This window comes from Rouxiella sp. S1S-2 (genome assembly GCF_009208105.1).
In the GTDB taxonomy this organism is placed as follows: domain Bacteria; phylum Pseudomonadota; class Gammaproteobacteria; order Enterobacterales; family Enterobacteriaceae; genus Rouxiella.
Map to the genome: position 1 here is coordinate 1,335,944 of NZ_WFKL01000001.1, position 13,612 is coordinate 1,349,555.

12 protein-coding genes and 1 pseudogene are annotated in these 13,612 nt (G+C 49.5%); 4 read left to right on the top strand and 9 right to left on the bottom strand.

Translation table 11 applies throughout. From position 1 onward, the window contains the following. Positions 1–39 precede the first annotated feature (39 nt). From GA565_RS06205 to GA565_RS06215, 3 genes and pseudogenes are all read right to left on the bottom strand, one after another. Positions 40–588, bottom strand: coding sequence for a VOC family protein (locus GA565_RS06205; protein ID WP_152197759.1), 549 nt, complete (start codon positions 586–588; stop codon positions 40–42). 66 nt (positions 589–654) lie between these two features. Next, positions 655–1,710 (bottom strand): annotated as a pseudogene (locus GA565_RS06210) (fructose-specific PTS transporter subunit EIIC); the annotation flags it as partial. A 93-nt stretch (positions 1,711–1,803) separates the two neighbouring features. Then, positions 1,804–2,628: a shikimate 5-dehydrogenase gene (locus GA565_RS06215; RefSeq protein WP_152197761.1), complete on the bottom strand. Its 825-nt coding sequence runs from the start codon at positions 2,626–2,628 to the stop codon at positions 1,804–1,806. Positions 2,629–2,771: 143 nt separating this feature from the next. Here GA565_RS06215 and GA565_RS06220 point away from each other — a divergent pair, with 143 nt between their 5' ends. Further along, entirely contained in the window at positions 2,772–4,529 is a 1,758-nt protein-coding gene (locus GA565_RS06220) for an SgrR family transcriptional regulator (RefSeq protein WP_152197762.1), read from the top strand. 59 nt (positions 4,530–4,588) lie between these two features. Here the strand turns inward: GA565_RS06220 and GA565_RS06225 are convergent, their stop codons facing one another. Continuing rightward, positions 4,589–5,482, bottom strand: a complete 894-nt coding sequence (locus tag GA565_RS06225) for a DMT family transporter (RefSeq protein WP_152197763.1) — start codon at positions 5,480–5,482, stop codon at positions 4,589–4,591. A 54-nt stretch (positions 5,483–5,536) separates the two neighbouring features. After that, positions 5,537–6,562, bottom strand: coding sequence for an iron-containing redox enzyme family protein (locus GA565_RS06230; RefSeq protein WP_152197764.1), 1,026 nt, complete (start codon positions 6,560–6,562; stop codon positions 5,537–5,539). 159 nt (positions 6,563–6,721) lie between these two features. Here GA565_RS06230 and GA565_RS06235 point away from each other — a divergent pair, with 159 nt between their 5' ends. Continuing rightward, positions 6,722–7,612: a serine hydrolase gene (locus GA565_RS06235; protein WP_152197765.1), complete on the top strand. Its 891-nt coding sequence runs from the start codon at positions 6,722–6,724 to the stop codon at positions 7,610–7,612. Positions 7,613–7,638: 26 nt separating this feature from the next. On the opposite strand, the gene GA565_RS06240 is transcribed toward GA565_RS06235, so the two are convergent. Continuing rightward, positions 7,639–8,106 carry a DUF3237 domain-containing protein gene (locus GA565_RS06240; RefSeq protein WP_152197766.1) on the bottom strand — a complete coding sequence of 156 codons (468 nt, stop codon included), beginning with the start codon at positions 8,104–8,106 and terminating at the stop codon, positions 7,639–7,641. Positions 8,107–8,222: 116 nt separating this feature from the next. Here GA565_RS06240 and GA565_RS06245 point away from each other — a divergent pair, with 116 nt between their 5' ends. Next, positions 8,223–8,630, top strand: a complete 408-nt coding sequence (locus GA565_RS06245; RefSeq protein WP_152197767.1) for a type III secretion apparatus InvB — start codon at positions 8,223–8,225, stop codon at positions 8,628–8,630. Positions 8,631–9,049: 419 nt separating this feature from the next. After that, a complete protein-coding gene (locus tag GA565_RS06255; protein WP_152197768.1) occupies positions 9,050–9,886 on the top strand; it encodes a MurR/RpiR family transcriptional regulator in 837 nt (278 codons plus the stop codon). A 136-nt stretch (positions 9,887–10,022) separates the two neighbouring features. Here the strand turns inward: GA565_RS06255 and GA565_RS06260 are convergent, their stop codons facing one another. The 3 genes from GA565_RS06260 to GA565_RS06270 all read right to left on the bottom strand — a co-directional run bounded on the left by GA565_RS06260 (position 10,023) and on the right by GA565_RS06270 (position 13,257). Further along, a complete protein-coding gene (locus GA565_RS06260) occupies positions 10,023–10,823 on the bottom strand; it encodes a TIM barrel protein (RefSeq protein WP_152197769.1) in 801 nt (266 codons plus the stop codon). Positions 10,824–10,905: 82 nt separating this feature from the next. Beyond that, entirely contained in the window at positions 10,906–11,727 is an 822-nt protein-coding gene (iolB, locus tag GA565_RS06265; protein WP_152197770.1) for a 5-deoxy-glucuronate isomerase, read from the bottom strand. Positions 11,728–11,751: 24 nt separating this feature from the next. Continuing rightward, on the bottom strand, positions 11,752–13,257 hold the full coding sequence (locus GA565_RS06270) for a CoA-acylating methylmalonate-semialdehyde dehydrogenase (protein ID WP_152197771.1): 1,506 nt from the start codon (positions 13,255–13,257) through the stop codon (positions 11,752–11,754). Positions 13,258–13,612 lie beyond the last annotated feature (355 nt).

Genomic DNA, 13,612 nt, shown 5'->3' on the forward strand with positions numbered 1-13,612 from the left:
TGTGAGTTGTTTAAAGATTATGTCAACGCTCGGCGGATTTTATTGAGAGTCTGCCTGCGGGATCCACGTTTCGGTTTCGCTGTTTTCTGGGTAATAGTAGCCGTTGGGGATTGACTGCAGCTCGACCAGACTGCCCCAAGGGGTGGTAAAGTAAACGCTGGCGTTGCCTTCGGTATCTTCATGGCGGGAGTTTTCATGGACTTCGGAAAGAAGCGTGCCGCCCGCAGACGTCACGCTTTTAATCGTATATTCAATGTCATCCACATAAAAGCAGATGTGATTCCAGCCAATATCTTCAAGACCTACCGGAGATGCCTGCTTGTTGCTGACTATCTCGAACAGCTCCAGATTCGCACCATTACCAATGCGTAGCAGACGTTGCTTGATAACCCTCGTACCCGTTGAGAGGCCCAACTGTTTCTCCGTTGTTGCCCCTTTTCGCGGCTCATCGTCGGTTGTCAGACCGTTATAAACAAACTTTGCATCCAATGCCTGTTTAAAAAATGCAGTCGCCTGCTCCAAATCTGGCACTGTCAGACCGATATGATTGATGCCTCGAGTGAGTCTTTTATGCGCATTATCCATCATTGATTTTTCCTTACCGTATTGAAATATAAGCTTATCCTTAAGCATAGTCGGCAATGTGGATATGATCTAATTTCCCACTCTAAAAGCGGAACTCCCTTCCGCCACTTCTGCCTCCTCCTTAACTTCAACCATTGCCGGTTTTAATACCGAATACATCACGCCCGTCACTGCCGTTCCAGCAATAATTGACAGTAGATACATCCCCACGTTGCCCACGGCGTGGGGGATGGCAAGAACAAAAAGCCCTCCGTGCGGCGCCATTAGCGTGCAGCCAAAAAACATGGAAAGGCCTCCCGCCAAAGCACCACCCGCCATCGTTGAGGGGATAACCCGCATCGGATCCCTTGCCGCAAAGGGGATCGCGCCCTCGGAAATAAAGCACAGACCGAGCACAAATGAGGCTTTTCCTGCTTCACGCTCGGATTGGGTAAATTTGGATTTGGCCAACCAGGTCGCCACACCCATTCCCAGTGCCGGTACCATTCCTGCGGCCATAATTGCGGCCATCGGGCCATAGGTTTGCGAGGCGAGAAGCCCCACGCCGAAGGTGTAGGCTGCCTTGTTAACGGGTCCGCCTAGGTCGAAACACTGCATCGCGCCGAGCAACACCCCGAGCAGTACGGCATTGGCGGTGGTCATGCCCGCCAGGAAGGTGGTTAATGCGCTCATGGCTGCTGCCACTGGACCCCCGACGACATAAATCATCACCAAACCGGTGAACAGCGTTGCCAGTAAGGGCACCACTAATACCGGTTTTAAGGCTTCCATATCGGCGGGAAGTTTGACTTTTTCAACCAGAAACTTAGCGGTATAACCGGCGAGAAAACCGGCCACAATGCCGCCTAAAAAACCTGCTCCACCCAGGCTTGCCAGCATGCCGCCGACTAATCCCGGTGCGAGCCCCGGTCTGTCGGCGATAGAAAAGGCGATGTATCCCGCCAGCACCGGCACCATCAGGGCAAAGGCAGCTTTACCACCGATGTCCATGAGGGCGGCAGCCAGCGTACCTTGCTCTTTAAACGCCTGAATGCCAAAGACAAAGGAGAGGGCGATGCACAATCCTCCGGCGACAACCAGAGGTAACATATGTGAAACGCCGGTCATGAGATGCTTATAAATGCCTTTATTCATAGGGTACGCCTTCTATTTTTATGTCATCGGATACAAGTATCGACAGGTTTTTTTTATATAAAAGACTGAGGCTTAATGACGACGCTATGCACCCTGACGTGCATGTTTAGCCGCCTGTTGGAACAGTTCGTCGTTAGGGCGAACACCGGTGTAAAGAACAAACTGCTCTACCGCCTGAATCGCGAACACTTCAGAACCGGTAATCACCGCTTTATTCTGACTTTTTGCGTATTTAAGCAGGGGCGTTTCAGCAGGCAGGGCGACCACTTCAAAAATAACCTGTGCGGAATTGATTTGCTGCTCGCTGAACGAAAGCTTGTCGGCGTCTTCACCGCCCGCCATGCCAATGGGGGTGGCGTTAATCAGCAAGTCAGGTTTGAGATCGGTCATATCTTTACGCCATTCAAAGCCGTAGAGTTTGGCCAGATCAGTGCCGGTTTTTTCATTTTTGGCGACGATAAAACCCTGTTTAAATCCGGCATCTTTCAGCGCACAGGCCACGGCTTTAGCCATGCCACCGCTGCCGCGCAGGGCAAAAGTGAAGTCATTGGGAACTTTATATTGCTTGAGCAGAGTGGCAATTGCGATGTAGTCGGTGTTATAGGCTTTAAGGTAACCGTTTGAATTAACGATAGTATTTACAGAGTTAATGGCTTTAGCCGAAGCGTCCAGTTCATCGAGCATAGGAATACACTCTTCTTTGAACGGCATTGAAATCGCACAGCCGCGAATGCCTAATGCGCGTACGCCACCTATGGCCCCTTTGAGGTCTTGCGTGGTAAATGCCTTGTACAAGTAGTCGAGATCCAACGCATCGTAGAGATAGTTATGAAAACGCGTACCGAAATTGCTCGGACGGGCGGCGAGCGACATGCAGATGGTGGTGTCTTTGTTCAAATGTTTGGTCATAACTGAGTCCTGTATTTCACTTTTTTTGATACGCAGGTGAGGCGAGACAAATGCGGATCGTCGGCTATTGCGATTTTAGAAATAATCGCTTAAAAAGGTGATATTAAAAATTGCTGACTTTTACTGTCTGGAGTTCCTCTTTTATGCCAAGCCGTCGTCTTGAACAGCAATATTTGCGCCTGCTGGACTTTTTCCCGATGCAGAAGGTGAGCACCACGCTTCAGGAGTTGGCGGACCAACTTCATTGCAGCAAAAGGCACATGCGCAGTCTGCTGGTTCAAATGCAGGAATTGGAGTGGATTGACTGGCAGTCAGTCGCCGGACGTGGCCATCGTTCGCAACTGGTCCTGCTAAGAAATGCCCACCAACTGCTGGTGGCAAAAGCCGATAAACTATTGGATGAAGGCAATTTCGACGAGGCGATTAACCTGCTTGGCGATGAAAAACAGCTGGTGACCTCACTGTTGCGCAGTAAGCTTGGATACAGTATTCGCGATGAATATCAGTCAATAAGAGTGCCTTACTACCGAACGATGCCTAACCTTTATCCGGGTACGCCGCTACGACGTTCCGAGTTGCATCTGGTTCGACAGATTTTTAACGGACTAACGCGTATCAACGAGAAAAGTGGCGGCGTTGAGCAAGACCTTGCGCATCAATGGCGACAAATTGACCCACTTCAATGGCGTTTTTACCTGCGCCCCGGCGTGCAGTTTCATGACGGTCGCGAACTGGGGAGTCTCGACGTGGTGGTGTCGTTGACTCGTTGCGCGCAACAGTCGCTTTTTTCTCACATCAAGCAGATTTATCAGAGCGGATCGCTGAGCGTTGTGATCGAACTTACTCAGCCAGATGCACAGCTTCCTCTTTTATTGTCTCATCCCGCGGCGATGATTTTGCCAGCAGACCACGCCTCTCGCATCGATTTTGCTTCACGCCCCATTGGAACCGGTCCTTATCAGGTCAGTGAAAACAACGACTGGCGGCTGTTATTGAAGGCTTTCGACCACTATTTTGGATTCAGGGCACTGCTGGACGAGGTTGAGGTATTGATGTGGCCTGACCTGGCAACGCTGTCATTAACGGATAAAAGCGCCTCCTCTTCTAATGCTATACCTGCGCAGTCCGCGGCCTGGCTAAGTTCGAGTATTAGTGATGTGGACTACGTTGCTGGTCACGCGGTGAATTTTACCGGTAAACCTTCCGACCTTTCGAGTGAAATGTTTCTGGAAAGGGGCGGGTACTTCTTGCTCTGTGACAGCCGGTCCGAACATTGGAAAACCATTGAGCAACGCCGCTGGCTGCGTGAAAAGCTCAATCCAAATTTACTGATTCAGCAGCTTATTGAACCTATCCGCCAGTTTTGGGTGCCCACTGGAAGCCTGTTGCCTTCGTGGTTTCACTGCATGGATGCCGGAAAATCTCAGGCTCCGCATCTTCCTGCCAGGTTGAGGTTGGCCTATCACGAGCAGCATCCTGAATACTCTATGTTGGCTAATGACATGAAGACAATTCTTGCCGCCGAGGGGGTGGAACTTGAGGTGCTTGAGCTTGACTATGAGCGCTGGGCAACAGGTGGCGCGGAGGCTGACCTGTGGCTGGGAACGGTGAACTTCGCGGTTCCCGAAGAGTGGAATGTGGGCGCATGGATGCTGGGCATGCCGCTTCTAAAACACTGCCTCTCGGGGGGAGATAACTCGCTTTTTTTAGAATGGTTACAGCAGTGGCGCGAGCAGACTTTAAGCTCACAGCAGTTGGTTCAAAACGTGGTGGGTGAGGGATGGCTTCAGCCGCTTTTCCACCACTGGATGCGCCTAAAAGGACCCGAGCAGGCGCAGGGTATCCACCTTAATAACCTCGGCTGGTTTGACTTCAAAACCACCTGGATGGAGCCGGAGTAAGCTTGGGTTAAAAAGGTTTTGTTATCTAACATCGGCGATAACTGAAAACGTCACACATATCACTCCAGTTTACTTTTTCCCGAGCAGCAAGTAATACCAAACACGATAAGGACGAGTGAGATCAGATGATAGGTTTGAAAGGTCTCACCTAATAACAGGATACTGAGCAGGCCGCCGGAAACAGGGATAATATGGGTAAATATCTCGCTGCGGGTGGTGCCTATCATCGATACCCCTTTGTTCCAAAAAACATAAGCCAACCATGAAGGGAAAATCACGAGATATAGCACGCCTAAAACAGTAGGGAAATTGATCGCCTGAGTTAGCAGTGAGTCATCATGTGAAAACAAGCGGTATCCAAGATAGATTGGCAGCAGAATAATCGTACCCACTAACGAGCAGAAGCCAACAAAGGCGGTATTGGTCACTCGCTTGTCTTTCAATCTCAATAATGCGCAGTAAAACGCCCAGCTTAATGCCGATATAATGGTGAGAATATCACCGACCCCAAATGCAGAAAACGATGAACCCCCTCTGGCATTAGCATAAGCCAGATAGATAACGCCTGCCGTGCTGACACCAGCACCGACGATATTCCTGCGGGTAATCTTTTCGTGAAAAAACAAAAAATTTATGATGATGACCAGGCAGGGTGTAACGGAGATATAGATGGCGGCGTTCAAGGCGCTTGTATACTGCAGTCCAATGTATAGGGTGAGAGGGAAGCAAACCTGGCCCAAAAAAGCGTAGAGTGAATTTATTAGCAGATTTTCTGTCAGGTAGTGCCACTCATTTTTGATGGTTTGCCAATAGAGTGAAAACATCAGTGCCGAAGTGAGCCCCCAACGAATCAGGCTTAATAAATAGGGATTAACCGTGCTGACCAGCATATGACCGGCAACATAATTACCCCCCCAAAAAAGTGTCGCTAAAATCAGTAATAAATAAGGCATTTTTTTCCTGGAGTGGCCCTAAGGCCACTGAATATGTAACTTTTTGCATGTTGATTATATTTTTTTAAATTCGCTAAGTAAGTTGTCATAATATTTTTCAGCCGTATTTAATCGTAATACACTGCCAAGGTAAAACTCGTTTGCTGCCTCAGGGTGTTGTTGGGTAATTACATTAATGACCTTATAAAGCCAGTCTTCGCCGTGTTTGATATCGACCTCGATGTGTTCGGTATAATAATGTATGTCTCTGACCGTGAGCCCGAGTCGTGTGCAGCCTTTTACCAGTTTTGAATATTGTGGTGGGTCGAGTACTTCGGTCATTGCCATTACGCCGAGTAGCTTGTAGTAATGGCGGCGGTTAATGCCTCCGAGCATAAAAGCATTATGTCCTGCAATCGCCTCCACCCCATACAGCTCAATATAATGGCTCTCCGGCAGGGAAATAGCTCGCCTCTCAAGCAGGTCCTTATACAGATTTACGTGAGTAAAGTCGTTATCTCCGTGACCGACTTCATCCCAGATATTTTCACTGATAGTCGCTCGGGTTTCCGGTGGTGCACCAATTAGCGTATAAGCTACCAGGTCGAAAAAAAGCAAATTAAGGGCGCTGTCACTCTTTAGAAATAGATAAAGTTGTTCTTCTGTCGCTTCTTTCTCTATAAAATCGAACAATGGGTGATGAGAGGCGTTGTGGTTTCTCCAAAGATTTATCAAGAATTTAGCGCAGTTTTCATAACCGGAAGAAAGGTTAATACTCTGCAGGTCGGTAAATTCGTGCGAGAGCCATCGGGTTTCAATTTTATTTCTGATGCTGAGCAAGATAGGATCATATTGATGCGTGGCGGCGGTAGATAATGGGTTGCATAAATTTATTTGGTAAATCATAAATAGCGCATTGTGAATCACTTTTTGCGCATCTAAAGAATTTTCATCATAGGCATCGCTCAAGATTTTATCGATATCAATAACACTTCCTTCAATATTACAGGGCGTTTGTTGGTTGATGTATGAAATAAGTCTTTTTGTGAAATTATATCTGTCATTTTCAATGGTCGATTTGACTTCTTTTAGATTAAACACAATAACCTCCTTTTTGTTATGGATATTGGCAGTGTAGACCTATCTACTCCGTTAGCCAGAAGATAAATAATTATGCTCGTTTTTTTATAATATATTGGATGACGTTGATGGGAATATTGTTTAACTTAATCGGTAGGGCCTGATTAATGAGAAATGAATATGTCAGATAAGGCGTTTCATTGGAGTTGGATTACGCGTGAAGGTCATCAAGACGCAAGTGCACAAGTGACGGCTCGTTTTCCTTATTGGAGTTTTACCAAAACCGTTATTGCCATTTGTGCCTTAAAGCTTTCTGAAATTGGTGTAGTTGAGCTCGATACTCACCTTGATGGTGAAGCCTATACGCTGCGTCAATTGCTCCAGCATACCGCCGGTATTGCTGACTACGGGCAGATTGCCGATTATCATCGCGACGTTGCAGCTCAGCAATTGCCCTGGCCGCGAGAAAAACTGTTGGCCGCCGTAAGGGAGAAAGGTACGCTGTTTCCTCCGGGCGGCGGATGGGCCTATTCCAACGTCGGCTATATGCTGGCCCGTGAACATCTTGAGTCCGCCTCAGGGCAACGTTTTGCAGATTTGCTGGAGAAGTTAATTGTTACTCCGCTGGGTTTACAGAGCGTTGAGCTTGCCACTACGCAAAAACAGTTTGCAAGTCTGCATTGGCAGGCCGCCGCGCAGTATCATCCTGGTTGGGTCTATCATGGCTGCCTGACGGGAACCGCAAACGACGCCGCCAAAATTTTGCACGCGCTGTTTAGTGGTGAATTACTGAGTGAGACCCTGCGTGAACAAATGCTGGTACGCTATCCGTTAGGCGGTGTGATCCCTGGACGGCCGTGGACCGAGTGTGGCTACAGTTTGGGGCTGATGAGCGGCAAAGTAGAGCAGGGGATAAGGGCCATTGGCCATTCAGGCGCCGGACCATTCTGCGTAAACGCGGTCTATCATTTTCCCGACCGCGATGATCCGATAACCGTGGCTTGTTTCACCAAGGGCGCAGATGAAGGACTTGCCGAATTTTATGCCACACGGCTTGCCAACGAGAGATGAATAACAGCACGACGGCAAAGCTCTACCTATAAAAGCTCATAAAACTTCAGCGAAACCCCCTCTGCGGTGCGTTGTCCGGTGCAGATGAAAATCGATTCGGTCATCCAGCGCAGTGCTTCACTATAAACTTCAAATTTAGGTACTGCTTTGAAATAGATTTCTTCAGGCGGGATCTGGTTGAAGAAAGACATGTCTTCCCCAAACAATTTATTGCGCCATTCCTCAGGGATACGGCGAATACCGTTGTTTTCAATGTAAACACAGCCTTGGCGGGTTTGCAGGCCATAGCGCGCCGAAAGGTGGCAGGTACCATCTGGATGCACGATTTGGCTGTCAATGCCGCCCGGCAAGACAGAACCCGTTAATCTGCCGGTGACCTTCCCCTCCACAATAGCAATAAGCTGGCGTTTTCCGCCGTCTGCGGTGGCATTAATGACCGTTGGCTTATCAACGCGTATCTCAACAGAAAAACTGTGTTTGAGCTCAGGGTGCATTTTTCCTCCTATTTGAGCGATTTATAGCTGTTAATAAGACAGAACCGATTTAGCTTGTACGCCGTGGCAGGTTGCTGTTTTTCACTAATTATTTATGAATTCTAAGGATAGATTACATGCACTACAACATTGCAGAGCGTTTGCGTAAAACCCTGAGCAACATGGGATATCCCGTTGAATCCCATCAGTTCGATGCGCACTCTACTATAGAGATCAGTTTTTCCAATATTCCAAGCCTGTTTTTCTCCGTGATTGATGAAAGGCTGTGGCTGTGGAGCGCGCTGAGCTGGATGGACAGTTCAACGCTTTCTTCCTGGGGAACCGAGCTATGGGAGGAGTTGCAGGAGGCTATTTGCTGGGTGGTGACGGGCCAGCCGGTGCTGGGATTAGGCAGCGAAGGCTATGAGTTGAAAGCGCTGGTGGACGATGCCTGTTTTGATGAAGAGACGAATCTTGAAGCTCTGCTTGAGGCCTTCTATGTGCTTTGCTTACGATTGAACGAACGCTTTAGCCAGTCGAGATAGCATGCCGAGAACGACCTGCATCGCCTTGATGTTTTTCCATCATTTAATTTGATGGCTATCACGATATTAGTATTCCATTGGATATAAAAATGGCTTGTTTGTTTCGTTCTGTGCACAGTGTATGTTATACAGCAGCTAAAAACGGACAAGGTTGTATAGGTAAGCCATTGCTAACATTTCTGTGATGGCCGCCTGGCGCATATTGGAGAAGAGTGGAGCGAATGGGGACAGCGCGATTATCAGCCAGGAGAAGCGATGTGGATATTGCCGCCTGGATAGCGGCGGTGCGCGCTACGGGTTACAACGGGGTAGGGTGCCGCGAACGGCTCATTCCGACTCAGGGTCAAACGAAATGAAATTTTTTATTCATTTTGTTAGACTGAAGTATTCACCACAATGTTTATAAAGGGCGATTTCCTGTGTCGAAGCACTCAACTCAATTGTCTATTTTACAGGAAGACATTCGTAACCGTTACGACAGTCTGAGCAAGCGTCTTAAGCAGGTGGCACGGTATATTCTTGATAATAGCAATAGCGTAGCGTTTGATACGGTGGCGTCTATTGCTCAACGAGCCGACGTACCTCCTTCCACGTTGATACGTTTTGCCAGTGCGTTTGGCTTTAGCGGCTTCAATGAAATGAAACAGGTATTCCGTCAGCATCTGATGGAAGAGACCGTCAGCTACACCGAAAGGGCACGTTTATATCGTCAATCTAGCGCGGATGACGGTGATGCCGTGCCTGAAAAACCTGATGAAGTTCTGAATATGTTCTCGATGGTCAACGCCCAGGCGCTGCAGCAGTTGCCGACGCAAATAAGCGCCGAGCAGCTCAACGAGGCAATTAAGATGCTGTCGCAGGCGGACAACATTTATATCATCGGTTTGCGCCGCTCTTTTAGCGTGGCCAGTTATCTGACCTACGCCCTGCGCCATCTTGAGCGCCGCGCCTTTCTGATTGATGGGTTGGGTGGCATGTTTTCTGAGCAGCTAAGCATGGTGAGCACAAAAGACGTGGTGATCGCCATCAGCTATTCTCCCTACGCTAGCGAAGCGATGGAGTTGGTTCAGCTCGGCGCCCGCCGTGGAGCGCGTCAAATAGCCATAACTGACAGCCAGGTTAGCCCGCTGGCGGCATTCAGCGACGTATGTTTTGTGGTACGTGAAGCCCAGCTTGACGGTTTTCGTTCACAGGTTGCGTCGATGTGTTTGGCGCAAACCTTGGCGGTGTCTTTGGCGTTGAATCACGCGGGTTGATTTTTAGATTCTAATTACAGAAGGCGCGTAAGCGCGCGCCCTCTGAGCTCCCGCGCTGTATCCTCGTTTACACGTATCGATGCTCACGTGTGTAGATCTTTCCAGCGATCTCCGTGAGTGGCGCGTTGCCGTTCCTTCATCCCCCCACTGAAAACGCCCTTAAAAAGCGCTCAATCGCTTTATTGGAATCCCCCGATGCCCACGCCTCCATGCCAACCACGCCGCGATAACCGGTCGCGTACAGGGCATTAGCGATGGCCGGATAATTGATTTCACCGGTGCCAGGTTCCTGACGGCCTGGCACGTCTGCCACCTGAACTTCACCAATGTACGGTGCAGACTGACGAATCAGCTCAATCAAATTACCTTCGCCAATCTGTGCATGATAGAGGTCGAGATTCATCTTCAGCCAAGGGCTGTTCACCGCCGAAATCAGCGTTAACGTATCCTGGACTCGGGCAAAAGGCGTGCCTGGGTGGTCAACCTGGGTGTTGAGGTTTTCTAGCAGGAACACCTTCTGATGACGCTCGCCTAATTTCGCAATCTCACACAGCGTTTTGTAGGCTTTAATCCACATCGCCCCGGTGACTTCATTTTGGGGATTAACCGGCAACCCCTGGCCGTCCAGCCCGGTGCCGTGCAAATTAAGACTCGGGCAGTCAAGGCGTTTAGCCACCTCAATTGAGGTCTCGGCGCTTTCCAGCAGGCGTCCAATTTGATCGTCGTCGAGCAGGTTGCCGTCGATATAACCGGTCATGGAGGTAAAGCGCGCCCCGGTCGACGCCAGTGCATCGATATCTTTTTGCGTCCAGTCCCATATTTCGACTGAAAATCCTGCCTCATGAATACGTTTTACCCGCTCAACAAAGGGCAGGTCGAGGAAAACCATTTCGGCACATACAGCCAGTTGAAAAGGGGAGGAGTTAAGAGCAGACATAGTAGTTTTCCTAATCCAAAATTGTAAAAAAAGCAGCCCTGGGGCTGCTTAAAAGTTTGAAGTAAGGTGAAAAATCAACTGATTAGTCCTTATTTCTCGGATATTTATCTGAGTTTACCCAGGCGTGATCTTTCTCCCAGGTAAACTGCCACTTGCGCTCCGGCCCCGCCATCACGTTTAGATAGTAGTTGTCATAACCGGCGATAGTCGCCACAGGATGATAACCGCGGGGAACCTGCACCACGTCCCGGTCATAGGGGGCCATGCATTCGTCAAGGCTGCGATCGTCGGTATAAACCCGATGCAGTGCAAAGCCCTGAGGCGGATCAAAACGGTGATAATAGGTCTCTTCAAGATAAGTCTCTTTACCCTCTACCGGCGTATCGTGCTTATGGCTGGGGTAAGAGCTGGTGGCACCTTCATCGGTGTACACCTCCACGACTAACAGGCTGTCTGCCGGCTGGTCGTCGGGTAAAATATTGTGCACCAGGCGCTTATTACGTCCTTTACCACGACGCTCAACGCCCACGTCTTTTGGGGCGATAAGGCGAGCGGGCAGATGACCAAAGCCGGGTGCGCTGCACACTGCCAGCTCCAGGTCGGTTTCAGCCTTTACGTCGGCGTGGGTGCTGTGTGGCACATAAACCGACCACGCCGGAATACGTTCAAAAGGGCTCATACGTTCGCCAATATGGGCAAACGTCTCTGCCGGAGTCACCACGCTTGCCCTTCCTGATACCAGCACCAGGCAGCGTTCTTTATCATCCGCAGGCAGGGTCAGTGTCTGACCCTCTTCAAGCTGATAGACGTCAAAACCAACATATTTCCAGCCTGCACTTTCTGGTGTGATGTGTTGGATACGCCCGCCTTGCGACGGTGCGTGCTTACTGAGCAAGCGGGTCATGTCCCTCTCCTTGTGTTGAAAATTTTAACCCAAAGTTGGCATGCTAAATTCGGCAACAGTGTGCTGCCCGGTCGGCCAGCGCGTGGTGACAGTTTTCATGCGGGTATAGAAGCGCACGCCGTCTGGCCCATGAACGTTCAGTGCGCCAAACACCGAACGTTTCCAGCCGCCAAATGAGTGGAAGGCTACCGGGACGGGTACAGGAATGTTTACGCCCACCATACCGGCTTCAACGTTTTGCACAAACTCACGCGCGTAATGGCCATTGGTGGTGAAAATGGCGCTACCATTGCCAAATTCGTGACCGTTAACCGTGTTTAGCGCGGACTCGAAATCCTTCTCGCGAACGATGCCCAGTACCGGTCCAAAAATCTCTTCGCGGTAGATTTTCATGTCAGTGGTGACGTTGTCAAACAGCGTGCCGCCCACGTAGAAACCTTCTGGATGACCTTCAACCTTGTGATTTCTGCCGTCGATAACCAGTTTCGCACCTTCTGCAACGCCCTGATCGATATAGCCCAGAACTTTGGTTTGGTGGGCTTTCGAGATAACCGGACCCATTTCATTTTCTTCTTTACCGCGCAAGTTGCCCGGACCGATGCGCAGCGCATTGACCAGCGGCGTCAGTTTGGCAATCAGTTTGTCGGCAGTGTCATCACCTACCGCAACCACAATCGGCAACGCCATACAGCGTTCACCGGCTGAACCAAACGCACCGCCCATAATTGCCTGTACGGTGGCATCTAAGTCGGCATCTGGCATGACAATCGCGTGGTTTTTGGCTGCGCCAAATGCCTGAACGCGCTTGCCGTGGGCGCTGGCAGTGGCGTAAATATGTTGAGCTACGGCGGAAGAACCCACGAAGCTCACGGCCTGAATACGTTCATCGCGGGTCAGCAGGCTGGCGGCTTCGTTACCACAGTGAATAACGTTGAATACGCCGTCCGGTAATCCTGCTTCTTTCAGCAGTTCAGCCAGGCGCAGTGAGGCTGAAGGCGCGGGCGCTGGTGGCTTGAGAATAAAGGTGTTACCGCAGGCCAGGGCGACTGGGAACATCCACATTGGCACCATCGCCGGGAAGTTGAATGGCGTAATGCCCGCCACCACGCCCAGTGGCTGCATGACCGAGAAGCTGTCTACGCCGGTGCCGACGGTGTTGGAATACTCACCTTTCAACAGGTGCGGAATACCGCAGGCAAATTCGACCACTTCAAGACCACGGGTCAGCTCGCCCAGTGCATCGGAATAAACTTTCCCATGCTCGCTAACAATCAGCTCAGCCAGCTCTTCACGGTTTTTTTCGATTAAGGCTTTAAACTCGAAAAGAATGCGTGCGCGGCGCAGTGGCGGGGTTTTGGCCCACGTGGGAAAAGCCGTGTGCGCATGCTCAATCGCCTGCAATACTTCCTGCTCGGTGCTTTGTGTGACCTGACGGATAACCTGACCGGTTGCCGGATTGGTGACGGGAAGTGTTTCTTTGCTGCTGCTCGTTGAGCGCTGGCCGTTTATGAAATTCGCAATTGTTTCCATCTTCTCTACCTTACCTCAGAACCGTGATGAGTTATCTGGACCCTGCTAAGGGGTTGCCTGTCAGAAATTACTCTATTGCTTTGAACTAAATATTTCAAATTAAATTTAATGGAATTTATATTTCTGTGATCTTAGGCGGAATTTTTAGCGTATTTAAATCAGAGTTTCAAACAATAAATAATTAAATTATTGATTTTTATACATAATATTTAATGTTGGCGTGTGATGAAAAAGAAATGAGGGTGATAAAAGTCGAATGTGTTTTAATCGATTAAAACCCTTTTTCGTTTCATTTTCACGGAACGAATAATTCATTTCTGCAAAATATGTTCGGCAGCTCCAGTGCAACAACACA

Bases quoted from the DNA above. Each gene is read 5' to 3' on its own strand.
- GA565_RS06205 (WP_152197759.1), bottom strand. From the start codon at position 588: ATGATGGATAATGCGCATAAAAGACTCACTCGAGGCATCAATCATATC.
- GA565_RS06220 (WP_152197762.1), top strand. From the start codon at position 2,772: ATGCCAAGCCGTCGTCTTGAACAGCAATATTTGCGCCTGCTGGACTTT.
- GA565_RS06245 (WP_152197767.1), top strand. From the start codon at position 8,223: ATGCACTACAACATTGCAGAGCGTTTGCGTAAAACCCTGAGCAACATG.
- GA565_RS06235 (WP_152197765.1), top strand. From the start codon at position 6,722: ATGTCAGATAAGGCGTTTCATTGGAGTTGGATTACGCGTGAAGGTCAT.
- GA565_RS06270 (WP_152197771.1), bottom strand. From the start codon at position 13,257: ATGGAAACAATTGCGAATTTCATAAACGGCCAGCGCTCAACGAGCAGC.
- GA565_RS06225 (WP_152197763.1), bottom strand. From the start codon at position 5,482: ATGCCTTATTTATTACTGATTTTAGCGACACTTTTTTGGGGGGGTAAT.
- GA565_RS06215 (WP_152197761.1), bottom strand. From the start codon at position 2,628: ATGACCAAACATTTGAACAAAGACACCACCATCTGCATGTCGCTCGCC.
- GA565_RS06240 (WP_152197766.1), bottom strand. From the start codon at position 8,106: ATGCACCCTGAGCTCAAACACAGTTTTTCTGTTGAGATACGCGTTGAT.
- GA565_RS06260 (WP_152197769.1), bottom strand. From the start codon at position 10,823: ATGTCTGCTCTTAACTCCTCCCCTTTTCAACTGGCTGTATGTGCCGAA.
- iolB (WP_152197770.1), bottom strand. From the start codon at position 11,727: ATGACCCGCTTGCTCAGTAAGCACGCACCGTCGCAAGGCGGGCGTATC.